The organism is Xenorhabdus sp. Sc-CR9, assembly GCF_963897815.1.
Classification (GTDB): domain Bacteria; phylum Pseudomonadota; class Gammaproteobacteria; order Enterobacterales; family Enterobacteriaceae; genus Xenorhabdus.
The window spans coordinates 1-23270 of sequence record NZ_CAWQTY010000196.1; the positions used below are offsets into that span (position 1 = coordinate 1).

The window sequence follows — 23270 nt, forward strand, 5'->3', positions numbered from 1 at the left end:
CATTCCGTGAAACCCTTCGCCACTTTTTTCATACCACTTTGCCAGAAAAAGCGAAAGAACTCACGACTCGACTGACTGACAACTTTCAGATTTTAAAACCTGCATCTTCAAGTTAGATTGGTATATAACTATCTAATTCATCATAACGGATTAGAGGGACTGATGAAATAACCTCTTCATTTTCTTTTGATTCAGATAATTTATTGTCTGTAATTTCACCAACATTCACACCAAACACCTCTGCGATAGATGAAATAGTAGCAATAGTCGGGTTGCCGACACCACGTCTGAGACTGTTGATAGTGGCAATTCCCAGTCCTGTTAATTTACTTAGGGATTGAGAATCTATGTTATTTTTTTTCATCAGAAAATCAATGTTTTGTGAGATTTTTATCAACAAATCATCAGGATTGCTTGCTTTTATATTATTCGATTCTTGCATTATATAATCCATTTGATAATATATTATCATTAATCTGAATTCATAATCTTATGTTATCTGTTGGTGTTTTATAATACAAGGGCTTAGCATCAGGGAAATCCTCTATAGTTTGTGTGGTACACCAAGGAAGGAGGATAAAATAAGGAATCATGATTGGTTTAATTGTAAGTTTTATGCCCGTTATGTCTCAATTTGTTACAGGTTGAGCGTAACGGGCAGATAACAATAATGTTCATCATAATATGGAGTATTGTGAGGTTTTTCTATATAAAACCCGCTTAAATTATTAATTTTTACTTATTGTTTTGTAGTGATTTATTTGAGGTGTTTTATTGATTTAATGATAATTATTAACCTGATAATAAATTAACTGATTTTAAAAATCATTTCGTGCACTCAATTAATTCTCCTGACGCCTAATATAGTATATTTTATACCCATCAATGCTGTTATTGTCATAAAACATGACTCTCATTTACCTACATGTGCCGTAAATCTTGCTATTGATTTTGGTAATGTCCTGCTTTATGAAACCATCATTAATTTTATGGTTGATAATTATCAATAAAAATACATTAAATAAATTTACTTAAATAAAAAGACGTCAAGAAATATTATATTGATACAAGAGTGACAGTATTATTATCATTCGGTTTTTTCGTGATGTAACAACGGAATAACTACAACAATAAATGAATAAGAGTATGATTATAAAGAAGTGGTTATCGCCTGATTTTTAGTTTTATCACGAAGCCTGACTACTTGGGTTCGCCCCTATGATTACATCGGTGGTAACCCGCCAATGAATGAAATCGGCGTTATTGGTTCATCTGTAAATCTGTGGCCAACTTGTGTTGACCACGACATAAAAAATCGAGATTTTTATGAAATTCAAATCAAAAATAAAACCTTACCACTCGGCTGCGGGTGGTTGGGGTTCATTGGAGGCAACCACTCGCTTTGTTTTTGATAGCAAGCAAACACTGAAGAATATGGTTAACCTGATGCGCATGAATAAGCCCAGAGGTTTTGATTGTCCCGGATGCGCATGGGGCGATGACAATAAAAGTTTGTTCAGTTTCTGCGAGAATGGTGCTAAAGCAGTGACTTGGGAAGCGACTCGTCGTCATGTTGATCGGGCGTTTTTCGCGACTCATAGTGTCAGTAAACTCTATCAACAAAGTGATTACTTCCTTGAATATCAAGGCAGGATTATTGAGCCGATGAGTTACAACCCGCAGACAGACCATTATGAACCGATTAGCTGGCATGAGGCTTTTACCCTGATTTCCAGCCACATTAAGGCAATGAGTAATCCCAATCAACTTGAACTTTATACCTCCGGTCGAGCCAGTAATGAGGCATCATGGCTTTATCAGCTGTTCGGTCGTGTATTGGGAACAAATAACTTCCCTGATTGTTCCAATATGTGCCATGAAGCCAGCGGTTACGGCATGTTGCAAAGTTTGGGGGTTGGGAAAGGCACTATTCGGCTGCAAGATTTTGATCACGCGGATGCTATTTTTGTATTCGGTCAGAACCCCGGAACGAACCATCCACGAATGTTGCATAGCCTGAGACATGCTGCTGAGCGTGGAGCACGCATTGTTACCTTTAATACTCTGCGTGAGCGCGGATTGGAACGTTTCGCTGATCCGCAAAAACCGCTTGAAGTGATAACGCCAATGGCGGGAGAAATTAGCCATCGTTACTACCAGCCAAAACTGGGTGGCGATATGGCGGCAGTTCGGGGAATTGTGAAGGCGCTTCTGGAAACGCATAACGCTCTATTAATTGAGGGTAAATCGGGTATTTTTGATCTGGAATTCATTTCGGCCCATACCGATGGTGTGGATGCCTATTTACAAGAAGTGGCCGTGACTGAATGGTCATTTATTGAGAATCAATCTGGATTGACTGAAACACAATTGCGCGAAGCGGCGGCAATTTACCAGAGCGCAGAGCGCGTTATATGCACTTGGGCAATGGGTATAACCCAACATAAACACTCTTTGGTTACCGTCCGTGAAATCGTCAATCTTCAATTATTGTTTGGTCAGTTGGGTAAACCCGGTGCTGGGCTTTGTCCGGTACGTGGTCACAGTAATGTACAGGGCAACCGGACGATGGGAATTAATGAGAAACCCAGTAAGCTTTTTCTGGATAGCATGGCTGCCCACTTTGGATTCGAACCGCCTCGTGCCCACGGGCATAATGTTGTGGAAGCACTGAGAGCCATGTTGCGTGATGAAGTCAAGGTTCTGATTGCGTTAGGAGGAAATCTTGCGGCGGCGGCTCCGGATAGCCCACGTACAGAAGAAGCCCTTAAACATTGTGATTTAACCGTACACATCAGCACAAAGTTAAACCGGAGCCATCTAGTTACCGGTAAAAAAGGCGCACTTATTCTGCCGACGCTGGGGCGTACCGAACGGGATATTCAGGCTACAGGTTCGCAGTTTGTGACGGTAGAAGACTCATTCAGCATGGTTCATGCGTCAGAAGGTGTGAATAAACCGCTATTTGATACTCAACGTTCTGAAACAGCAATTATTGCAGGAATTGCCAACGCGACAGTCGGCAATACAGAGACAATTAACTGGCTTGAGTTAGCGGGTGATGACAACAAAATCCGCGATCATATTGCGGCGACTATACCGGGGTTTGAGGGTTTCAATAAAAAATGCGAACACCCCGGTGGCTTCTACCTCGGCAATGTTGCGGCTGAATTACGCTTTGCTACACCGAGTAAAAAAGCTGAGTTCTGCCACGTACCACTGCCGAAAACCCTGTTTCCGCAAATTGAGGGGGTAGAAGTTCCTTTCACGTTGCAGACCTTACGTTCTCATGATCAATACAACACCACTATTTATGGTCTGGATGATCGGTATCGTGGGGTTTATGGCCAGAGGGAAGTGTTGTTCATGAATCCAGAAGATATCGCACAATCGGGCTATCAGGCTGGTGATCTGGTTGATATTGAAACGGTATGGAATGACGGCATTATGCGTAAAGTCTCCGGTTTCAAATTGGTTCCTTATACCATTCCACGGGGAAATCTTGCAGCTTACTACCCAGAAACCAATCCACTGGTTCCAATGGAAAGCATTGGGGAAGGCACAGGCACGCCGACTTCGAAATCTGTGCCAGTGAAATTATCCCTCACAGAACAGAGGCAGCCGGAACCTCAACGCCTCGTCTAAGGTGTTTAGATTTCGCAAAATCCGCCGTGAACCTCTTTACGGAGAGGAGTAGTCACTTAGCAGTAGGTTCAGTGTTAAGCGGAAAGTTATTTTCGATAATACTGAGCCATGCCAGTCAAACAAGCGAAAAACCAAAGTTGATTTGGACGGATGATTATGGTGAATACAAGCCTTTATAATTATTAGCTAAAGAAATTATCCGGATAATATCGGATAAGAAAAATAGAAATCCTTATTGAAGAAAATAATACTATGATCAAGGAGAAAAATGCCTTAATCATAATATTAATGGCTATCTGTTTTTCTTAACGTTTTATAATAACTTCTTCATTCAAAACCAAAGACAACAATGCCTGACGGGCGAAAATTCCGTTACCCGCCTGCTGAAAATAGTAAGCATACGGGGTTTTATCAACATCTGCCGTGATTTCGTCAATACGTGGCAGAGGATGCAGAACTTTCAGGTTCTCTTTTACATTGACCAGATCTGCTGCGCGCAGGACGAACTGAGCTTTGATATTGGCATACTCGGAAGGATCAAGACGCTCTTTCTGAACGCGGGTCATGTACAGAATATCCAGTTCAGGCATCACATCTTCAAAGTTATTGTGGAGGCTGTAGCTTACCTGTTTTTCTTCCAGCATATGCAGGATATAGCTTGGCATTGCCAGAGCATCCGGAGCGATAAAGCAGAAATGGTTGCCATTAAATTTCGCCAGGGCTTGGGTCAGCGAGTGTACGGTGCGACCATATTTCAAATCACCGACCATGGCGATTTTCAGGTTTTCCAGTCTGCCCTGAGTTTCCTGAATAGTGAACAGGTCGAGTAATGTCTGGGTTGGATGCTGGTTTGCGCCATCGCCGGCATTAATGACAGGGATATTGCCGGAAAATTCAGATGCCAGTCGCGCCGCCCCCTCTTGTGGATGACGCATAACAATCGCATCGGCATATTGGCTGATGATAGAAATGGTGTCAGCCAGTGTTTCTCCCTTTTTACCTAATGAAGTATTGCTGCTGTCGGCAAAGCCAACGACGGAAGCGCCGAGTCGCTGAATGGCGGTTTCAAAAGAGAGACGGGTACGTGTAGAGGCTTCAAAGAAACAGCTTGCGATCACCTTGTGTTTCAGTAGCTCAGTCTGTGGTTTGGCTTTCAATGCAGCTGCCGTCTGCAATACCAATTCCAGATCTGTGCGGTTCAGATCATTAATTGAAATGATATGTTTGCGATATAACGGATTAGCCATGTTTACGTTCCTCTTTTATGATTTTTAGTCTGACTGGGCAGGTAAAAAAAAGCCCCTCAATTGAGGGGCTTTTTAAATGAATGTTCTGTTAAGCAATGGGAAAAACAATACGCTTACGCTGCCAGCAGGCAGGTTTTCGTTAGCTTGATGTTTTACGACTTCTACAGCGAAATCTTTCATGTTTTCTCCTGGCAAATCGTCGCGAATTATACTCACGATAGCATTCACCGCAAGGTTTGCCGGAAGAAATTTTTGTTTTAACTTTTTGCTGGCCTTAATGATTGAGTTTATTCATTTCTGTCACCCAAACTGACTGCCATCCTGTTAAGGGCATTCATCAGGGAAATAGCAGCTGTCAGGTCAACGATTTCTTTTTCGGTAAAGACATCATCAAGGCGGGCTTTGATCTCGTCCAGCACATTTTGCCTGGGATTAGTCGTCAGGGCTTCAGCCCACTCTAACGCTAGCCTTTCTTTTGGGCTATATATACTGGAATTGAACCACGCGGGTAATTTATCTAATTTTACTTGCTCGATACCATGGTCTTTGCGGATTGCTTCGGCATGAAGGCGGCAACAATAAGCACAACCGTTAATTTGGGATATCCGTGTTTCTACTAAAAGAACAAGGGATTGATCCAGTTCAGAGGAGTGAACTTCTTCATAGCTTTTGTATAACGGATTAATAATTTTAGGTGAAACTTTGGCGTAGTTCATTTTTATCTCTCAGGTTTATTTTTTCTATTTCACGGTAAAGACGGCAAAATCTTGAGCCAGATCGGTATTTGGGAATATTTCCCGACATTCCGCCAATAATCGCGGACAATCCTCAACACTATAGCGTCCGCTGATATGCGTTGCGATAAAATGTTTCGCCCTAGCGTCACGGGCTAGTGTTGCGGCCTGTTTAGTGGTGGAATGTCCCCTCTCGTTGGCTTTTGCGGCAAACGCATCTTCCAGCGTAATTTCATGTACCATCACATCAACATTGGCGGCGAGTTTCAGTGCTTCCGGTGTTGGTTCTGTATCCCCGAAAATGGCCAGTGATTTGCCACGAATCGGTGCACCTAAATAATCTTTACCACAAATCGTGCGGCCATCTTCCAACGTGACTGTGCCGCCTTGCTTTAGAGTCTGCATCCAAGGACCACGGGGAATATCCACCTGATTCAGTTTCTGTGCATCCAGAGCACCGGGCTTATCGTGTTCTTCAATACGGTATCCATAGCATTCTACGCGATGGTTCAAGGTATAAGCCATGACTTTGAATTCACCATCATCAAACAATTGCCCGGCTTCAACTTCAATAATTTCCAGTGGGTAGGTCAGGAAAGAGCTGCTCAATTGCAATGCGGTTTCTACAAACTGACGTATGCCCGTTGGGCCATACAGAATGAGGGGATCGGTAGAACCACCCATTGAACGGCTGCATAATAAACCAGGTAAGCCGAAGATATGGTCTCCATGCAGGTGAGTGATAAAGATTTTCTCCAGTTTGGATATTTTGACGGAAGAATGCAGGATCTGATGCTGAGTTCCTTCACCGCAATCAAACATCCACAGCGCATTGCGGACGCCCTGTAAATAAAGGATCAGGCTGGTGACATTACGCTCTTTTGTGGGAATACCTGCGCTGGTGCCTAAGAATTTAAGTTCCATATTATTGTTCTCCTAATGATATTGAATGTTCTCTCAATCCAGACCGAATCGGGCAAGGTAACGTGTCCAAACAGTGTGGACATCGCATTATCACCGTGCAAAGTTGCACAGTTCACTTCAACAAATCTCCCTGTTATTAAATGGCGTGATTGCCGCAATTGGTAGATTTGGCGTATGAGGAAGGATTTACCCGCTCCCGTTGGCTCCGTAAGCAGAGTTGGCGCGCTGAAGCGTAAAGCGATGCGTTCTACTTGGTCGATCAGATGATTGAAATTGGCATTGCGTGTGGCGATACCGGATTTCATAAATGAGACTTGTTCCTGTTGTTCACGCAGAAAAAGGATAAGAATCAAAAGAGTGTTTTCCGTTAGGGCGTGGATGGGTAGTCGGTTAAGTGGAACCGTGCTCCCACTTGTCAATATTTGCTCCAGTCTTTAACATTTAGCCCATTAACCATCCCAAATGCAGAATCATTGGTGACAATCGTCAGGCTCTTACTTAGGGCATGAGCTGCAATTAGTTGATCCATTGTGCCCATAACTCGTCTAATTTGTTCCATGCTGGCACTGAGTTCACCATAAGTTTTTGCCGCGGCACTGCCACCCATTTTCTGGATCCCATCTTTAAACAGGGATTACGAGCAGGAACGCGGCATTACGTTCATTTATCGGCGGATAAATCCACGGCAACCAAAGTGGGTCAGCGTCATGGTAACGTAGTTATTCTGACAATTGAAGCCCAGTTGATGTATGAGCATAGCTTCAAATTCCATCAGGCGGATAACGGAGTTTGGTTGACAAAAACCGTGCCAGTTGAATATATAAGTGTCATTTAGCATTCTCGATAATCGAGTTTTGACTCTGCTTTTTTTTGGATATAAACATGACTGCTATGGATTCCCTGCTTGCATTTACTCTGGCGGCTACATTTCTTACATTGACACCCGGATTAGATACCGCATTAGTTTTGAGAACTGCAACGGCAGAAGGGGGTAAAAAAGCCTTTCAAGCCGCTCTCGGAATTAATGCGGGGTGCTTTATTTGGGGAGCAATGGTGGCTTTTGGTCTTGGTACATTGATCGCCGTATCAGAGCTGGCATTCAACATATTAAAATGGTGTGGTGCATTGTATTTATGCTGGCTGGGCATTCAAATGATTTGGCATCCTAAAAAAGATCTTGGGGGAGAAACATCTTCTTCTGTTAAAGACCAGAATTGGTTTATCAAAGGCATGTTGGGTAATGTACTGAATCCGAAAATGGGCGTGTTTTATGTTTCATTTTTGCCGCAGTTTATTCCACAAGGGCACTCACCCATTTTATGGACATTCAGTTTAGTGGCGATCCACGTATTGCTTGGCACGTTGTGGTCATTGTCACTGATTTGTGCCACACGCTCTCTTTCCCATATATTACGCCGTGAAAATGTCATTAAATGGATGAATCGCGCAACAGGTGGGTTGTTTTTGCTTTTTGCGTTTAAATTGGTGCTGAGCAGTCGAAGATGATTTGGTAAGTGCGGGTTAATATAAGATGCATGGTCATAGCTCGTTTTCTGTCTGGATGAGACGAGGGAATATTTATCCCGAAACGCTTTCAAGACACCACAGAGAAAATTAAGGAAAAATAATATATTGTATGGGTGTCTTGAAAAGCTTAATTCTTAAGATCCTGTATGTAATGATTCATAAATCAATCTATTATTGCGTCGATTCCAGAATAGGAAAATAGTGCGGGAGCTCCACCTGTATGAACAAAGAGCAATGGTTTCTGACTTTCAATGGTATTATTCAGGACATTATCAATTAATCCGGCCATAGCTTTTCCGGTATAGACGGGATCTAATAAAATGCCCTCTTTTTGTGCCAATAGCGTAATGGCATCAGACCCTTTTTTATTCGGCATGCCATACATGGGAGCAAAATAATTATCCCACAAAAGGATATCTGGGCAGGTTGTTTGACCTAAAAGCGAGCTTATTTCTTGCTGCAACTGACTGACTTTCGGTGCTTGCTCGGCTGTAACACGCGAGACGGTAACACCAATAACAGGTGTTTGTGGTAGTACGGATTGTAATCCAATAGCCAATCCTGCATGTGTTCCTGCGCTTCCGGAGGCGACAATAACGGCAGCAAATTCGACATCTTTTGGGCGCTGTTCGGCAATTTCTAATGCGCAACGCACATAACCCAATGAACCAAGGGCATTGGAACCGCCGACAGGAATAATATAAGCATCTTCGAGCTTGAGCTGGTCAATCAATTCCTTCATTTGCACATTGGGATCGATCAACTCATCACACATGACACATTGGGTGTTGAATAATTCTGTCAGCAGTTTATTACCATTATTCAGTAAGTTACTATCTTGGCTTTGAATGGGATTTTCTAATAAGGCAACACATTTTAGTCCATACTTTGCAGCAATAGCCGCTGTTTGCCGTACATGATTTGATTGAATTGCTCCAGCGGTAACAATAACTTTAGCCTTTTTTTGTAATGCGTCAGCAATAAGATATTCTAATTTACGTAATTTATTCCCACCCATCGCCAAGGGGGTTAAATCATCTCTCTTAATATAAACATCGCGCCCTAAATAGTGAGATAAATTTTCCAATTTATCCATCATGGTCTCAGTTTTTAGTAAATCAATACGATCAAATTTTGCTAAGTTTTTTTGTAAAGACATATTATCCCCGACGGATTGTGAGTTAATAAGTAAAGCCTAAGTAAAAATAGATTACGAGGGCGAAACTTGCGGTAACCAACGCATATGGCATTTGAGTTCGAATATGTTCAATATGGTTACAATCTGTTGCCATTGATGCAACGATAGCATCGCTGGAAATTGGCGATGTCATATCACCAAAGATAGAACCAGAAATTGCCGCACCAATCATATATTCAGGGGGCATACCAACTGAAATACCTAACTGTACTCCAATTGGGATCATAATTGCGAATGTACCCCATGAGGTGCCCGTTGCTAATGACATAATGGCACTAATCAGGAAAATAAAACCTATGGAAAAACCTGCTGGAATAATACCAGAAGTCATTTGTGCAATATAAGCACCGGTATTTAAATCAGCAGAGACACTACCCATTAAGAATGCCAATATCATGACAGAGCTTATTTTTATCATGCTGGCATAACCAATATAAAGCTCTTTAAAAAAGGTTTCGATAGTTAAAATACGGTGTGTTAAGAACCAAAAGAAAGACACTGTGGTTCCGAACATAACACTCCAATAGATAGAGGTTGAACCGCTGCCCTTACTAAAATCACCATCACCTGTGATATAGAGAGCAATGGGGAGCATGAATACAGTCGATAAAATAGGAATAAAAAAGTTTAATGAAGTATGGCATTTGGGGTGTTCAATAATATCATCACTATCTTCACTGTGCTTGTTTTCAGTCTCATTATTTAAATGTTCATGCAAGGCCTGCATTTCCGCAGTTCTCATTGGTCCCCAGGACACACTAGAAAAAATATAAAATAAGACGGAAGCTAGCGATAACCAAGCCATAATATTATAAATCATAGAACCAGCTAGAATATCAAATGGCTCACCGTTGATTAACCCTCTAGAAACCTGTACACCGATGACACCCATCATTGCGGCTCCCCAACCATTAATCATGGCAGAAGAACAAACAGAAACACAGGATGTTTGAATAATGTAAGACATTTTTTCTGGTGGTATACCATAATTTTTGGCTAGTTTTTTTGTTGATGCTCCAGCGATTAATTGATTAATTGAGCTTTCAATAAAGATTAATGATGTAATAATCATTGCTAAAAATTGAACAGATTTCTTATTTTCAATAAGTTGCGTCTTTTCCGTTAATAACCGGACTAAGGATCGTACGCCGCCTGTCACCACCACAAGCCGCATTATTCCACCAATCATTAACATAAAGATGATAGTTTTGGTATTACTGGGAGAGGTGAATGTATCAATAATACCTTCAATGGTTCCTTGTATACCTAAAATAAAATTATGGTCATTAATAACAGTAAATCCGACTAATATTCCGAGTAGTAATGATAAAATCACCTGGCGTGTAAATATAGCTAAAATAATTGTAACAACAGGAGTGATGATAGTCCAAATTCCGTAATCATTCATTTTTACTTACCTTGCTTTTTTTATTCTTTATATTAAGTAAATTCACTCTAATGCTTTTTTGAGGTCAGCTAATAAATCGCGAATATCTTCAATTCCTACTGATAAACGTAATACCGTATCATAAATACCAATCTCTTCCCGCGCTTTTTTTGTCATTGAGCCATGTGACATAGTTGCAGAATGGTTAACCATACTTTCTACGCCACCGAGAGATTCTGCCAAAACAAAATAGCGCAATTTACTTAAAAATTCCTTTGTATCCTCCAGACCACCTTTTAATTTGACTGTGACGACGGCACCGCCTGCACGCATTTGCTCCTGACAAATGGAATAGTGTGGGTGAGTGGTTAAGCCAGGATAATAGACTTGCTCAATTTTTGAATGAGATTTAAGAAAATTGGCGACTTCAAGTGCATTAGCACATTGCGCTGACATTCGTAACGCTAATGTTTTTAATCCACGTAGTGCTAAATAAGCATCAAAGGGAGATGCAATGGCACCGATAGTTGTTTTTAAGAGATCTAATCTATTGGCTAGATCATTTCGGTGTGTAATAACTGCTCCTCCAATAAGATCTGAATGACCGCCAATATATTTACTTGTAGATAACATAACAATATCTGCACCTAATTCGAGAGGTTTTTGATTCCATGCGGTTGCAAATGTATTGTCAACACAAGTTAATATATTGTAATTTTTCGCGAATGAACAAATACGTTTGATATCAACTAATTCTAATAATGGATTGGTTGGGCTTTCTATCCAAATTAAACGAGTATTATCTTTTATTTTGGCTTCAACTTCAGTGAGATTATTTAAGTCGATATAATCAAATTGATGACCATTATTTTCAATTGCTACCTGTTCAAATAAACGAAATGTGCCACCATAAACCCCTTTCATCGCAATAATATGGGATTCTTTGGGTAATAAGTTTAAAACTAAGGCAGCAGCTGCTACACCAGACGCAGTTGCAGTTGCGTAAATACCACTCTCTATTTCGGCTAATAATGTTTCATAGGCATGGCGAGTCGGGTTACTGCAACGGGAATAACAATACTCACCGTGTTCAGATAAATTTTTCTGTACAAAAGTACTGGCTGTTGTAATGGGTGGAAAAATAGCATGGTTTTCTTTGTCTTGCTGTTTTCCACCGTGGATTAATGCCGTAGCTATATTTTTTATCATTTTTGCAGTCCTATAAATTAATTATCAATGTTCTTCAGGGATAAATATTGCACTATTGAAAAAGAATATGGCATAGGCAGATAAAAAAATTTTTCCAAAAAATAACTATATTTGTTTAATTAAGAGAATATTTTTTCTAAAATGTTTAATTTTTCATATAAATCAAATGGTTGTGTGGATATAGTTTAATGTGATGATTATCAACATATTGAAAAATTGTGCATGGTGATAAAGGCGACAGAGTCACTTTCTGGTTTTTGACCGGAAGTAAGTGGGAGATATCTCCAATTCGCTTAAGAATACAGGATTCAAGTGAGTTGGAGATATTTGCATTTAATTTTTGCAGTATGAACGGGCACAATATGAATCAACAATTATAAAACTAGATTTTGCACCATTGTCGCCACCATTACCGCCTTAATGGTATGCATACGGTTCTCAGCCTGATCAAACACAATGCTGTGTTTCGATTCAAACACGCCATTGGTCACTTCCAACCCGCCATATAAATTGAATTCTTCTGCCAGTTGCTTGCTGAGCGTGGTTGCTTCATCATGAAAAGCAGGGAGGCAATGCAGGAATTTCACCTCTGGATTACCTGTCATTTCCACAACACCCATATTGACCTGATAGGGTTTCAGCAATGTAATGCGTTCTTGCCAGACTGATTTAGGCTCTCCCATTGATACCCAAACATCGGTATACAGAAAATCAGCTTCTTTTACACCTTGTGCAATATCTTCTGTCAGAGTGATCTGACCGCCAGTTTTTTCTGCCAGTTTTTGGCATCCTTCAACCAAATCTGCGTCTGGCCAGCACGCTTTTGGAGCGATTAAGCGGAGATCCATACCTGTTAATGCAGCTGCTTCAAGCATAGTATTGCCCATGTTGTTGCGGGCATCGCCTAAATAGGCAAATTTGATTTCAGATAGCAGTTTTTGGCTGTGCTCCTGCATTGTGAGTAAATCAGCCAGAAGTTGGGTCGGGTGGAATTCATCGGTCAATCCATTCCAAACCGGAACACCTGCGTATTGCGCCAGCGTTTCGGCGATTTGTTGCCCGTAGCCACGATATTGTATTCCGTCATATAGACGGCCAAGCACCCGCGCAGTATCTTTGATGGATTCTTTGTGCCCGATTTGGCTGCCACTTGTGCCTAAATAGGTAACACTGGCTCCTTGATCATGAGCAGCGACTTCAAATGCACAGCGTGTACGGGTTGAGTCTTTTTCAAAAATAAGGGCTATATTTTTCCCTGCAAGTAAAGGAAGCTCTTGTCCTGATTTTTTATTCGTTTTTAATTTTTTGGCAAGTGTTAAAAGAGTATTAATTTCTACAGGAGTAATATCGAGCAATCTTAGTATTGAGCGTTGAAAAAACGGATTCATTATGCATGGACTCCATGAGCGCAATATTGAATTTATATTCAATATATACCGATTAAAAATTCAATTGCAAGCCCTGGCTTTGGTGTTTGTAATAGTGATGGTATTAAGACGGCTGATGAATCAGTAGATTATGGTTTGTATTTCTCTTTGGACAAAAGGGGATAGATATATCCTTTGTTTAGAAAAGATGGGAGAATGCAAAGCAGGACAGCCAACTGACGGAGGGGATTGGCATGGCAGACCCACATGCTTTAGAAGAACAGCGCGAAGAAACTCGTTTGATCATTGAAGAATTATTGGAAGATGGCAGCGATCCTGAAGCGCTTTATATTATTGAACACCACTTTTCGGCGGAAAACTTCGATCAACTGGAAAAAGCAGCACTCGAAGCATTTAAGTTAGGTTATGAAGTGACGGATGCGGAAGAGCTGGAAACAGAAGATGGTGTTGTTCTGATGTGTTGTGATGTGATCAGCGAAAGCCGATTGGAGGCTGACTTGATCAATACGCAGGTTGAACAACTGCTGGATCTGGTTGAAAAAATGGGTGTGAATTACGATGGTTGGGGAACGTATTTTGAAGATCCCAATGCATCGGATGATGAAGATGATAGCGGTGATCTCTTCCCACCGGAAGAAGATCAGCCGAGACTTCACTAAGATGTTTCTAACATCACATTAAGACCGAATGCCCCACTTGAACTGTGGGGCTGATTTATTGAAGATAATGGTTTGTTATAGTGATTTTATCATTTTTACTTCACAATCGCTGTGACTAGTATTGCCAAGTGCCTCATCAAGATAGCTGAAGCCCAATTTTTCATATAGGGCAATAGCTGCTTTCAAATTTTCCGTTGTTTCCAGATAACAGGCAATAAAAAAGTGCGTGATCGAACTCGATACATTGATAACCTGGCTGTTTGGTGCATTAACTTGATTTGACTTCAATTTGATCTGAATAGTGAAGCTGAAAATAATGTTCTAAAAACTCAATGGTGACTCTGATGCGAGCAGACATCGCCAGACGAGTGACATAAACCGCCCAGATGTTCGCGGATTGATAATATTCAGGCAGAATATGAACTAATGCACCTGATTTGATATTTTCCCTGACATCCCAATAGGAACGTAAAGTAATACCATTCCCATCAAGGCACCACTGGTGGATAATTTCACCATGGTTGGACGACATCGGCCCGGTAACTTTCACGGATTGGTATCCCGCACTACTTTGTAACTGCCAGATGCCAAAAGGATGATCCCGCTCTTTGATGACCAGACAGGCGTGAGAGGGCAACTCATTCAGTGATTTTGGCACCGGATGACGAGCGAGATAAGAGGGCGCTGCGCATAGGATGCGACGATTGGATGCGAGTTTTCGTGCGATAAGATTATTATCAATATCATCGCCAACACGAATATCCAAATCAATGCCTTCTGTGACTAAATCAATAATACGATCTTCCACATCAAACCGGATCTCTAATTGGGGATAGGTTCGGAGGAGTGCAGATAGCGCAGGGGCCACGAATTGCCGTCCAAAGCCAAAACTACTGACAATCCTGATTGTTCCTTGAGGTTCTTGCCGAAGTTCAGAAAGCTCATCAAGCATCTGATTGACATCATTCAGAATACGTTGTGCCCATTCGTATATCCGCTCACCATCCTCCGTAATTGATACCCTGCGTGTCGTTCTGTGCAATAGGGTAACATTCAATACACTTTCTAATATTGCGATGCGTTTACTGATAAAAGCCGGAGAAACCCCCATTTCTTCCGCAGCAGCGGCAAAGCTTGCTCTCTTGGCGACTAAAAGGAAAACACGGAGATCCTGTAAAATAGGCAGATTATTCATATATCGTAAATTATGTTTCTACATTTTTTGGATTGAATACAATTCAGTCAATTATAAAATAGCTGAAAAGTCAATTTTGTATCCTGATAAATGAGAGATATCTAATGAAACAACCGTTCAAGATTGCGGCGATCCCTGGGGATGGAATTGGTCATGAGGTGCTTCCGGAAGGAATTAGAGTATTACAAACTGTGGCTGAAAAGTGGGATCTCCATTTATCGTTTGACTCTTTCGAATGGGCCAGCTGTGACTATTACCTTAAGCATGGCACCATGATGCCTGATGATTGGTTTAATCAGTTAACGGCGTTTGACGCGATCTATTTTGGTGCTGTCGGTTGGCCTGAAAAAGTGCCTGATCATATTTCGCTTTGGGGGTCATTACTGAAATTCCGCCGTGAATTTCAGCAGTATGTCAATTTACGTCCGGTACGTCTCTTACCGGGAGTGCCTTGTCCGTTAGCCAATAAAAAACCGGAAGATATCGATTTTTATGTCGTCAGGGAGAATACCGAAGGGGAATATTCAGCGATTGGTGGCCGTCTGCATGAAGGGACGGAGCATGAAGTGGTGATCCAGGAATCGGTTTTTACCCGCCGTGGTGTTGATCGTATATTGAAATATGCGTTTGAATTAGCGCAAAGCCGCCCTCGTAAGCGGCTGACATCCGCGACTAAATCAAACGGTATTGCGATCAGTATGCCTTACTGGGATGAGCGGGTTGAGGCGATGGCAAAACAATATCCGGAGATTAAATGGGATAAGCAGCATATTGATATTCTTTGTGCGCGATTTGTGTTGGAGCCGGAACGGTTTGATGTCGTTGTCGCTTCCAACTTATTCGGCGATATTCTGTCTGATCTTGGGCCTGCCTGTACAGGCACCATCGGGCTTTCGCCGTCTGCCAACCTGAATCCGGAAAGAAATTTTCCTTCCTTATTTGAGCCTGTTCATGGATCAGCCCCCGATATTTATGGCAGAAATATTGCCAACCCAATCGCGATGATTTGGTCTGGTGCCATGATGCTCCAGTTCTTGGGCGAAGATGATGAACGTTATCAACATGCTCATGATGATATTTTATCTGCCATTGAAGCTGTTATAGCAGAAGGAACAGTGACGCCTGACATGAAAGGCAACGCATCAACACAGCAGGTCGGAGACGCCATTATTCGGCATTTATCATTAGTTGTGTATCAAAGGCCTTAACCAGAACAAAGATAACATGTTGGAATTGGGTTAATATGAAATGTGCTATATACTTATACTATATGGCATAAGTCAGGAGGTGGTTCATGTTTCATCGAAGCAAAGTGTTTATGAGTAATCGGACTCAAAATGTCAGGCTACCCGCAGATCTCCGTTTCCCCGATAATGTAAAAGATGTGATGGTCAGAGCGAAAGGAAAGGAACGTATTATTACGCCTGTTCAGAACACATGGGATAGTTTTTTTCTCTCAGGTCACTCTGTGACTGATGATTTTTTACCTGAGCGTCCTGAACAGATGAGCAGTCAAAGGGAATCGTTTGATGATTAAGTACTTACTTGATACGAATATTGTGATCTTTATTCTCAAGAAACGTCCAGAGTCACTGTTGCCAAAATTTAATCAGAATGCGAACCAAATAGCTATCTCTACGATTACCTTGGCTGAGTTGATATTTGGCGCAGAAAAAAGCTTACACCCTGAACGAAATATTGCAATAGTCGAGGATTTTGTATCACGATTAACCCTTCTTCCTTATGATGAACAAGCTGCTTTTCATTACGGTAATATTCGTGCAGTACTTGAAAAACAAGGAAAAAGGATAAGTGACAATGACTTGCACATTGCAGGACATGCCAGAAGTAAAGGGTTAATCGTTGTCACTAATAATACACGGGAATTTAACCGGGTGGATGGATTAAGAGTTGAAGACTGGACGCTTGAATAAGCTATTTGTCGGAATTGGATAATTCAAACTAAGGGCATAATTCATCGAATTATGCCCTATTTATTTTTATTGTGATTCTGACTCAAAACATGAGGAGAATTAACGAAACGATTTAATTTATCTCTGAACTCTCATCTGCCTAATTCTTAATGAACATCACAAAACATTCATTACGATATGTGTTTTATCTATTTACCATCTGGGTGATTGTTTAAATTATGTATCAGCACTATATTTGAATTGTTAATAAAAAGACGCGATAAGTACGTTCCCACTTGTTGCATGTTTTCCTCTTAGTCGTATCTATACCAACGTAATCATAACAACGATAACAGGCACTTTGCTTTTATCGCCCAAATGCAAAATGGGTATATATTAAAGTGACGAAACGGAGGTTTCATGTTGAACAGTACAAAAAAAGATATTCCCTTAATAGCAATAAGCCTGATTTTTATCGTTGTGATAGCAATAACACTCAGTTTATTTCCTGAAGAAACCAGTGTTATTGCTAATTCAATTTTTACTGGGCTGACTCGTTTACTGGGATCAACAATTCAAATATTAGTTCTTATCGCTTTGATGTTTGTACTTTATTTAGCGATAAGTAAATACGGCAATATTCGATTGGGTGAAGGGAACCCCAAATATGCCACAGTACCTTGGTTATTTATGTTTATTTGCGCCGGTCTGGGTTCCTCGACCTTATACTGGGGAGTCATGGAGTGGGCATATTATTATCAAATGCCGGGTCTGAATATTTCCCCTAAAACGCCCAAGGCGTTGGAATATAGTATCAGTTACTCTTTTTTTCATTGGGGTTTAAGTGCCTGGGCAACTTATGCACTCGCTTCACTGATTATGGCTTACCATTTTCATGTCAGAAAAAATAAAGGACTGAGCTTATCAGGGATTATTTCCGCGATTATAAAAATTAATCCCTATGGTTTTTGGGGACGCCTGATTGATATGACGTACTTAATCGCGACGGTCGGAGCACTAACTATATCTTTAGTGGTGACTGCGGCCACATTAAGTGGCGGGCTTTCTTCACTCATCGGTACGCCTAATAATTTTACTATTCAGGCTGGAATTACCCTATTGGCCGCCGTGATATTTTGCCTGAGTTCTTATATCGGCATTGATAAAGGTATGCAGCGTTTAAGCCAAATGGTGGGGTGGGGAGCATTGGGTTTTGCGTTGCTGGTACTGATCGTCGGGCCGACGGAATTTACCATTAACAATATGATTAACGCGGTTGGCCTGACAACCCAGAATTTCCTGCAAATGAGCTTATTTACCGATCCGATGGGTGACGGTCAATTCACACGTAGCTGGACGGTGTTCTACTGGTTATGGTGGGTTTCCTACACACCCGGTGTCGCGATGTTTGTGACCCGGGTTTCTCATGGGCGCAAGATTAAGGAAGTTATTTGGGCATTATTATTGGGGAGTACGTTTGGTTGCTGGTTCTTTTTTGGGGTATTAGAGAGCTACGCAATGCACCAATTTATTACCGGTGCTATCAATGTGCCTGAGATATTGAATACATTGGGCGGAGAAACAGCAGTTCACCAGCTATTGAGTGCGTTGCCATTAGGTCAATTCTTCCTTGCAGCTTATCTTTTTATCATGGTGATTTTCCTGGCTTCGCATATGGATGCGGTGGCCTATACCATGGCGGCAACCAGTACGCGTAATTTACAGGAAGGCCAAGATCCTTGCCGGAAATTGCGCCTTTTCTGGTGTGTCGTGATCACACTGATCCCGCTTTCCATTCTCTTTACGCAAGCCTCGCTGGAAACGATGAAAACCAGCGTAGTGCTTACTGCACTGCCTTTTTTAGTCATCTTATTAATTAAGACATACGGTTTTATCTGTTGGATAAAACAAGACTATGCACAGGTTCCTGCACATCTTATCCAAGACACCCATTTCGCCAAATGATTAAGGAATTGATATGAGCATCCAAGACCCTTATTTTACGCTGCCCAGAAATTTTTGTGCGAATCCCGCAGAAGCGTACACCATGCCCGCACGTTTCTATACTTCTCAGGATGTCTTTGATTACGAAAAAGAAGCAATTTTTGCCAAGAGTTGGATTTGTGTTGCGCACAGAAGTGAGCTTGCCAATCCCAATGATTATGTCACGCGTGAAATTATTGGTGAGAGTATTGTGATTGTCCGTGGGCGCGACAACGTATTGCGTGCCTTTTTTAATGTCTGTCCTCATCGTGGTCACCAGCTATTGAAGGGTGAAGGCAAAGCGAAAAACGTCATCACTTGCCCCTATCATGCCTGGACATTCAAACTTGATGGTTCTTTAGCCCATGCGCGTAACTGTGAGAATGTGGCTAATTTCGACAAAGGATTAGCGCAATTAACGCCTGTGAAATTAGAAGAATATGCCGGGTTTGTTTTTATTAATATGGACATGAATGCAGGAACGGTCGAAGCGCAATTACCGGGATTAAGCACCAAAGTATTAGAAGCCTGCCCTGACGTTTATGATTTAAAACTGGCAGCGCGTTTCACGACAGCGACACTGGCTAACTGGAAAAGCATTGTTGATAACTATCTGGAATGCTACCACTGCGGCCCGGCACATCCGGGGTTTTCAACTTCTGTTCAGGTCGATCGCTATTGGCATACCATGTATGAGAAATGGTCATTGCAATTTGGTTATGCAATTCCTTCCGATCAATCTTTCAAGTTTGAAGGTGAGTCTTCATTTCATGGCTTTTGGTTATGGCCTTGTACTATGTATAACGTTACGCCTGTTGAAGGCATGATGACGGTTATCTATGAATTTCCCATGGATGCTGAAACAACACTGCAATATTACGATATTTACTTTACGAATGAAGATATTACAGAAGAACAGAAATCTTTGATTGAATGGTATCGTGACGTTTTTCGTCCGGAAGACCTGCGTTTGGTTGAAAGTGTTCAAAAGGGGCTGAAATCACGTGGCTATCGTGGTCAGGGACGCATCATGGCGGATAGTACAGGAAGTGGAATTAGCGAGCATGGAATTGCTTATTTTCACCACCTTATTGCTCAGACGTACCACGAATAAGATGAAATTGGGTAAGAAAGCGACTGTATAGTCTTAGTCAAAGAGGTCATTAAGTGAATATTTCAGAAAATCCTTTCTTCCGTCAACAGGCTTACATCAATGGACAGTGGTGCGATGCTGATAATAAAGAGACGTTAACTGTCTCTGATCCGGCAACCGGAAAGGTCATCGGGCAGATACCCAATATGGCAGCCAATGAAGCGAAAAAAGCCATTCAGGCTGCATACGACGCATTACCGCAATGGCAAGTACTGACGGGTCATCAACGTGCTCAGTTATTACAAAATTGGTTTCGCTTACTCAGTGAAAATAAAGAACGGCTGGCAGAAATCATGACGCTGGAACAGGGTAAACCGCTGGTGGAAGCTGAAGGTGAAATTACCTATGCAGCATTGTCTTTGAAGATGCTGATATTGAAAAAGCGGTAGAGGGGGCGATTGCTGCCAAATTTCGTAATGCGGGACAGACCTGCGTTTGCGCAAATCGTTTGTATATTCACAGAGATATTTATCCGGTATTCAGTCAGCGTTTTGTGGAAGAAGTGCAAAAACTGAAAGTGGGTAATGGTTTTGATCAAGGAACACAAATAGGCCCGCTGATTAATGCTGAATCAGCGGATAACGTCCAGTCCCTTTTAGATGATGCACTAAATAAGGGGGGAGCAGATTTATTATATGGCGGTAAGCGTCATGCGTTAGGGAATAATTTCTTTATACCGACTGTACTTGGTCATGTTACTGAAATAGCCGGGTATTAGAAGAAGAAATATTCGGACCTATTGCACCTTTGGTTATTTTTGATGATGAAGAGAGTGTTATCGCCTCTGCTAACAACACTATTTATGGGCTTGCTGCTTATTTTTATACTGAAAACCCGCAACGTATTTGGCGTGTTTCAGAAAAATTAGACTATGGCATGGTAGGTATTAATACGGGATTCATTTCCAATTAAGTCGCGCCGTTTGGCGGAATAAAACAATCGGGTCTGGGCATGAAGGTTCGATCCACGGTATTGAAGATTATTTAGAGCTTAAATATCTCTGTCAGGGGCTTTAACGATCCCCATGAATTTCAAGTTGCCGCCAACAAAGTGGCAACTTGAAAGACGGCAGAGGCAATCATAATCAGGAATGGCTTATGTCTATATATCAGACGATTAGTGTAATTGTCAGCAATATTGAGGCTATCACGCCAAATATTAAGCGATTTACATTAATACCGGCTGAAAACACGCAATTGCCCGCGTTTACTGGCGGAAGTCACATTTTTGTCCAGATGCAGGATGGTGATAAACGTTACAGTAATGCGTATTCTTTATTAAGTTCGCCTTTTGATAAACATAGTTACCAGATTGCCGTCAAGCGAGCAGAACATTCCTGCGGTGGTTCTGCGTTTATGCACGACAAAGTGGTTATTGGCAATAATCTCATTATTTCTGAACCAAATAATTTATTTGCATTAGTGCCTGGGGCGAAAAAACATATATTAATAGCGGGTGGGATCGGGATAACACCTTTTATGTCTCATCTGCATGAATTGAAACATCAGGATGCTGAGTATGAACTGCATTATTGCTACCGTAATTCCGATGACAATGCGTTTACGCAAGAGTTAATGGCCGCGGGATTTAAGGCGAAAATCGATTGTCATATTTCATCTGAAGGGACTCGCCTTGAACTTGATACACTTATTCCCCTATTACCGGAAGGAAGCCACGTTTATACCTGTGGTTCAAGCGCATTGAATAATGGGGTAAAACAAGCTGCACAAAATGCCGGATTTCCTGATCACCAATTGCATTTTGAGCAATTTACGGTTGAAGATAAAACCGGTGATGCGTTTACTGTTGTTCTGGCGAAATCTGGCATTGAACTGGAAGTTGATAGTGAATCGACAATTCTTCAGGTTATTGAAAGAAATAAAGCTGTACATGTTGAATGTATGTGCCGTGAAGGCATATGCGGAACGTGTGAAACCATGATCTTGGAAGGAGAAGCGGATCACCGTGATCAATATTTTAGTGATGAAGAAAAGCAGAGTCAGACATCAATGCTGATTTGTTGCTCCAGAGCGAAAGGAAAACGACTGGTACTTGATTTGTGATTAAAGAATAAAAGTGACTGGTGGATTGGACTCATCAGTCCCATTTTGCAGAAAGCTGCACCGCTTTATCATGAATCTGATGGCTTGCTATTTTCATCGCAAGCCATAGAGATTATTTTCGATTGAGAAAATAGCAGATGAAGGTAAAGATTAATGCAAACCCAGACAAGAATAATGTCAGAGTTTGATAACCTTGCACCAATGTATTAAAACGCGCTAATAAGAAGACAGCAAACGCGATACCGCAAGCGCCTCCTACATTATGAATTGTCCATGAGGTGCCCATTGCAACAGCAGCTTGTTCACGAGGTAGAGAACCCAGAGCAATTAATGTTGAAGGGCCAAGAATTGATCCCCATCCTATACCAAATAACAGTAGCGGAATAATGAACCACCAGGCATTTTCTTGTGCTGACGCAAATGTCAGTAAAGCGGCAGCAGCGACGAATAGTAGCAAACCAGCCAGAATAATTCGTGGTGGGCCGAATTTTTCACTACGATTACCTATCCAAGGAGAAGTTAAGGCAAACATGACTGTCGCAGGTAGCAAAAATAACCCTATCTCAATATCATTTTTTTCCAATTGACCGGCGAAAAATATAGGTAATGTCAACAGTACGATGCAATAGAAAAAAGCAAGGAAGAATGTTGCCAGTAGTGCTGAAACAAAATGTGTGTTGCGGAAAAAATGGAATTCAACGATTGGCTCTGGTGTTTTCAGCTCATGCTTTATGAAGAGAAATAAAGCGATCACTGAAATAGACAATAAACCCCATTGTTGCTTAGTACTTCCATCGAAAGAGAAATAGCTGACTAAACTCATCAGAAAAATGATTAGGAAAATACAACCAAGTACATCCAATTTTTTCACTTTTGGGGCTTTATATTCTGGCAAAGACCAAGAACATAGAATAATACTAGAGCGTGTTGACCTTTGTTGTACATGTTTCAATCGACCCACATAGGGAGCCACATGATTGAAAATGCCAAAGCAACGAGACTTTCATAATTTCTTGCTAATTTGTCATACCGAGTAGCTACTGCT

20 protein-coding genes and 8 pseudogenes are annotated in these 23270 nt (G+C 41.4%); 12 read left to right on the forward strand and 16 right to left on the reverse strand.

Features of this window, described 5'->3' with window-relative positions:
• Positions 1 to 116 (forward strand): annotated as a pseudogene (locus tag AACQ81_RS14385) (IS630 family transposase); the annotation flags it as partial.
• On the opposite strand, the gene AACQ81_RS14390 reads toward AACQ81_RS14385, so the two are convergent.
• Positions 113 to 442 carry a helix-turn-helix domain-containing protein gene (locus AACQ81_RS14390; RefSeq protein ID WP_237387737.1) on the reverse strand — a complete coding sequence of 110 codons (330 nt, stop codon included), beginning with the start codon at positions 440 to 442 and terminating at the stop codon, positions 113 to 115. The pseudogene AACQ81_RS14385 and the gene AACQ81_RS14390 overlap by 4 nt on opposite strands.
• An 884-nt stretch (positions 443 to 1326) precedes the next feature.
• On the opposite strand from AACQ81_RS14390, the gene AACQ81_RS14395 reads away from it, so the two are divergent.
• A complete protein-coding gene (locus AACQ81_RS14395) occupies positions 1327 to 3645 on the forward strand; it encodes an FdhF/YdeP family oxidoreductase (RefSeq protein ID WP_237387738.1) in 2319 nt (772 codons plus the stop codon).
• A 54-nt stretch (positions 3646 to 3699) separates the two neighbouring features.
• Here the strand turns inward: AACQ81_RS14395 and AACQ81_RS14400 are convergent.
• The 7 genes and pseudogenes from AACQ81_RS14400 to AACQ81_RS14430 all read right to left on the reverse strand — a co-directional run.
• Positions 3700 to 3803, reverse strand: a pseudogene (locus AACQ81_RS14400) (bestrophin family protein); the annotation flags it as partial.
• A 147-nt stretch (positions 3804 to 3950) separates the two neighbouring features.
• On the reverse strand, positions 3951 to 4892 hold the full coding sequence (gene pyrB, locus AACQ81_RS14405) for an aspartate carbamoyltransferase (protein WP_237387739.1): 942 nt from the start codon (positions 4890 to 4892) through the stop codon (positions 3951 to 3953).
• A gap of 72 nt (positions 4893 to 4964) precedes the next feature.
• Entirely contained in the window at positions 4965 to 5108 is a 144-nt protein-coding gene (locus tag AACQ81_RS14410) for a hypothetical protein (RefSeq protein ID WP_237387740.1), read from the reverse strand.
• Positions 5109 to 5179: 71 nt separating this feature from the next.
• On the reverse strand, positions 5180 to 5608 hold the full coding sequence (locus AACQ81_RS14415) for a carboxymuconolactone decarboxylase family protein (protein WP_237387741.1): 429 nt from the start codon (positions 5606 to 5608) through the stop codon (positions 5180 to 5182).
• A 24-nt stretch (positions 5609 to 5632) separates the two neighbouring features.
• Positions 5633 to 6550, reverse strand: coding sequence for a ribonuclease Z (gene rnz / locus AACQ81_RS14420; protein ID WP_237387742.1), 918 nt, complete (start codon positions 6548 to 6550; stop codon positions 5633 to 5635).
• Between the two features lie 59 nt (positions 6551 to 6609).
• A pseudogene (locus AACQ81_RS14425) lies at positions 6610 to 6888 on the reverse strand (sigma 54-interacting transcriptional regulator); the annotation flags it as partial.
• 77 nt (positions 6889 to 6965) lie between these two features.
• Positions 6966 to 7148 (reverse strand): annotated as a pseudogene (locus AACQ81_RS14430) (VapC toxin family PIN domain ribonuclease); the annotation flags it as partial.
• Between AACQ81_RS14430 and AACQ81_RS14435 the strand changes: the two are divergent.
• A pseudogene (locus AACQ81_RS14435) lies at positions 7107 to 7385 on the forward strand (RNA 2'-phosphotransferase); the annotation flags it as partial. The pseudogenes AACQ81_RS14430 and AACQ81_RS14435 sit on opposite strands and share 42 nt — an antisense overlap.
• Before the next feature lie 47 nt (positions 7386 to 7432).
• Positions 7433 to 8056, forward strand: coding sequence for a LysE family translocator (locus AACQ81_RS14440; protein ID WP_237387743.1), 624 nt, complete (start codon positions 7433 to 7435; stop codon positions 8054 to 8056).
• A 184-nt stretch (positions 8057 to 8240) separates the two neighbouring features.
• On the opposite strand, the gene AACQ81_RS14445 is transcribed toward AACQ81_RS14440, so the two are convergent.
• The 4 genes from AACQ81_RS14445 to argF form a co-directional block, all read right to left on the reverse strand.
• Positions 8241 to 9236: a D-cysteine desulfhydrase gene (locus AACQ81_RS14445; protein ID WP_237387744.1), complete on the reverse strand. Its 996-nt coding sequence runs from the start codon at positions 9234 to 9236 to the stop codon at positions 8241 to 8243.
• Positions 9237 to 9258: 22 nt separating this feature from the next.
• Positions 9259 to 10683, reverse strand: coding sequence for a Na+/H+ antiporter NhaC family protein (locus tag AACQ81_RS14450; RefSeq protein ID WP_237387745.1), 1425 nt, complete (start codon positions 10681 to 10683; stop codon positions 9259 to 9261).
• Positions 10684 to 10725: 42 nt separating this feature from the next.
• A complete protein-coding gene (locus AACQ81_RS14455; RefSeq protein WP_237387746.1) occupies positions 10726 to 11871 on the reverse strand; it encodes a trans-sulfuration enzyme family protein in 1146 nt (381 codons plus the stop codon).
• A 374-nt stretch (positions 11872 to 12245) separates the two neighbouring features.
• Positions 12246 to 13259: an ornithine carbamoyltransferase gene (gene argF / locus AACQ81_RS14460; RefSeq protein WP_237387747.1), complete on the reverse strand. Its 1014-nt coding sequence runs from the start codon at positions 13257 to 13259 to the stop codon at positions 12246 to 12248.
• Positions 13260 to 13492: 233 nt separating this feature from the next.
• Here argF and rraB point away from each other — a divergent pair, with 233 nt between their 5' ends.
• Positions 13493 to 13918, forward strand: a complete 426-nt coding sequence (rraB, locus tag AACQ81_RS14465; protein WP_237387748.1) for a ribonuclease E inhibitor RraB — start codon at positions 13493 to 13495, stop codon at positions 13916 to 13918.
• A 75-nt stretch (positions 13919 to 13993) separates the two neighbouring features.
• Here rraB and AACQ81_RS14470 read toward each other — a convergent pair.
• Both AACQ81_RS14470 and AACQ81_RS14475 read right to left on the reverse strand, forming a co-directional pair.
• Positions 13994 to 14137, reverse strand: a pseudogene (locus tag AACQ81_RS14470) (GNAT family N-acetyltransferase); the annotation flags it as partial.
• A gap of 49 nt (positions 14138 to 14186) precedes the next feature.
• On the reverse strand, positions 14187 to 15113 hold the full coding sequence (locus AACQ81_RS14475) for a LysR substrate-binding domain-containing protein (RefSeq protein WP_237387749.1): 927 nt from the start codon (positions 15111 to 15113) through the stop codon (positions 14187 to 14189).
• Positions 15114 to 15217: 104 nt separating this feature from the next.
• On the opposite strand from AACQ81_RS14475, the gene AACQ81_RS14480 reads away from it, so the two are divergent.
• From AACQ81_RS14480 to AACQ81_RS14510, 7 genes and pseudogenes are all read left to right on the forward strand, one after another.
• Positions 15218 to 16321 carry a tartrate dehydrogenase gene (locus AACQ81_RS14480; RefSeq protein ID WP_237387750.1) on the forward strand — a complete coding sequence of 368 codons (1104 nt, stop codon included), beginning with the start codon at positions 15218 to 15220 and terminating at the stop codon, positions 16319 to 16321.
• Positions 16322 to 16407: 86 nt separating this feature from the next.
• A complete protein-coding gene (vapB, locus tag AACQ81_RS14485; RefSeq protein WP_237387751.1) occupies positions 16408 to 16650 on the forward strand; it encodes a type II toxin-antitoxin system VapB family antitoxin in 243 nt (80 codons plus the stop codon).
• Positions 16643 to 17047, forward strand: a complete 405-nt coding sequence (vapC, locus tag AACQ81_RS14490) for a type II toxin-antitoxin system tRNA(fMet)-specific endonuclease VapC (protein ID WP_237387752.1) — start codon at positions 16643 to 16645, stop codon at positions 17045 to 17047. Before vapB ends, vapC begins: the two co-directional genes overlap by 8 nt.
• 399 nt (positions 17048 to 17446) lie before the next feature.
• A complete protein-coding gene (locus AACQ81_RS14495; protein ID WP_336885682.1) occupies positions 17447 to 18991 on the forward strand; it encodes a BCCT family transporter in 1545 nt (514 codons plus the stop codon).
• A 13-nt stretch (positions 18992 to 19004) separates the two neighbouring features.
• Complete coding sequence (locus tag AACQ81_RS14500; protein WP_237387753.1) at positions 19005 to 20123, forward strand: aromatic ring-hydroxylating oxygenase subunit alpha; 1119 nt, start codon at positions 19005 to 19007, stop codon at positions 20121 to 20123.
• 53 nt (positions 20124 to 20176) lie between these two features.
• Positions 20177 to 21178: pseudogene (locus AACQ81_RS14505) on the forward strand (aldehyde dehydrogenase family protein).
• Between the two features lie 81 nt (positions 21179 to 21259).
• Positions 21260 to 22225: a PDR/VanB family oxidoreductase gene (locus tag AACQ81_RS14510; RefSeq protein WP_237387754.1), complete on the forward strand. Its 966-nt coding sequence runs from the start codon at positions 21260 to 21262 to the stop codon at positions 22223 to 22225.
• 112 nt (positions 22226 to 22337) lie between these two features.
• On the opposite strand, the gene AACQ81_RS14515 is transcribed toward AACQ81_RS14510, so the two are convergent.
• Together AACQ81_RS14515 and AACQ81_RS14520 are read right to left on the reverse strand one after the other, a co-directional pair.
• On the reverse strand, positions 22338 to 23048 hold the full coding sequence (locus AACQ81_RS14515; RefSeq protein WP_237387755.1) for an MFS transporter: 711 nt from the start codon (positions 23046 to 23048) through the stop codon (positions 22338 to 22340).
• Between the two features lie 125 nt (positions 23049 to 23173).
• Positions 23174 to 23270, reverse strand: a pseudogene (locus AACQ81_RS14520) (IS5/IS1182 family transposase); the annotation flags it as partial.

Coding starts and splice junctions, on each gene's coding strand:
- AACQ81_RS14390 (WP_237387737.1), bottom strand. CDS start 442: ATGCAAGAATCGAATAATATAAAAGCAAGCAATCCTGATGATTTGTTG.
- AACQ81_RS14395 (WP_237387738.1), top strand. CDS start 1,327: ATGAAATTCAAATCAAAAATAAAACCTTACCACTCGGCTGCGGGTGGT.
- pyrB (WP_237387739.1), bottom strand. CDS start 4,892: ATGGCTAATCCGTTATATCGCAAACATATCATTTCAATTAATGATCTG.
- AACQ81_RS14415 (WP_237387741.1), bottom strand. CDS start 5,608: ATGAACTACGCCAAAGTTTCACCTAAAATTATTAATCCGTTATACAAA.
- rnz (WP_237387742.1), bottom strand. CDS start 6,550: ATGGAACTTAAATTCTTAGGCACCAGCGCAGGTATTCCCACAAAAGAG.
- AACQ81_RS14440 (WP_237387743.1), top strand. CDS start 7,433: ATGACTGCTATGGATTCCCTGCTTGCATTTACTCTGGCGGCTACATTT.
- AACQ81_RS14445 (WP_237387744.1), bottom strand. CDS start 9,236: ATGTCTTTACAAAAAAACTTAGCAAAATTTGATCGTATTGATTTACTA.
- AACQ81_RS14450 (WP_237387745.1), bottom strand. CDS start 10,683: ATGAATGATTACGGAATTTGGACTATCATCACTCCTGTTGTTACAATT.
- AACQ81_RS14455 (WP_237387746.1), bottom strand. CDS start 11,871: ATGATAAAAAATATAGCTACGGCATTAATCCACGGTGGAAAACAGCAA.
- argF (WP_237387747.1), bottom strand. CDS start 13,259: ATGAATCCGTTTTTTCAACGCTCAATACTAAGATTGCTCGATATTACT.
- rraB (WP_237387748.1), top strand. CDS start 13,493: ATGGCAGACCCACATGCTTTAGAAGAACAGCGCGAAGAAACTCGTTTG.
- AACQ81_RS14475 (WP_237387749.1), bottom strand. CDS start 15,113: ATGAATAATCTGCCTATTTTACAGGATCTCCGTGTTTTCCTTTTAGTC.
- AACQ81_RS14480 (WP_237387750.1), top strand. CDS start 15,218: ATGAAACAACCGTTCAAGATTGCGGCGATCCCTGGGGATGGAATTGGT.
- vapB (WP_237387751.1), top strand. CDS start 16,408: ATGTTTCATCGAAGCAAAGTGTTTATGAGTAATCGGACTCAAAATGTC.
- vapC (WP_237387752.1), top strand. CDS start 16,643: ATGATTAAGTACTTACTTGATACGAATATTGTGATCTTTATTCTCAAG.
- AACQ81_RS14495 (WP_336885682.1), top strand. CDS start 17,447: ATGTTGAACAGTACAAAAAAAGATATTCCCTTAATAGCAATAAGCCTG.
- AACQ81_RS14500 (WP_237387753.1), top strand. CDS start 19,005: ATGAGCATCCAAGACCCTTATTTTACGCTGCCCAGAAATTTTTGTGCG.
- AACQ81_RS14510 (WP_237387754.1), top strand. CDS start 21,260: ATGTCTATATATCAGACGATTAGTGTAATTGTCAGCAATATTGAGGCT.
- AACQ81_RS14515 (WP_237387755.1), bottom strand. CDS start 23,048: ATGAGTTTAGTCAGCTATTTCTCTTTCGATGGAAGTACTAAGCAACAA.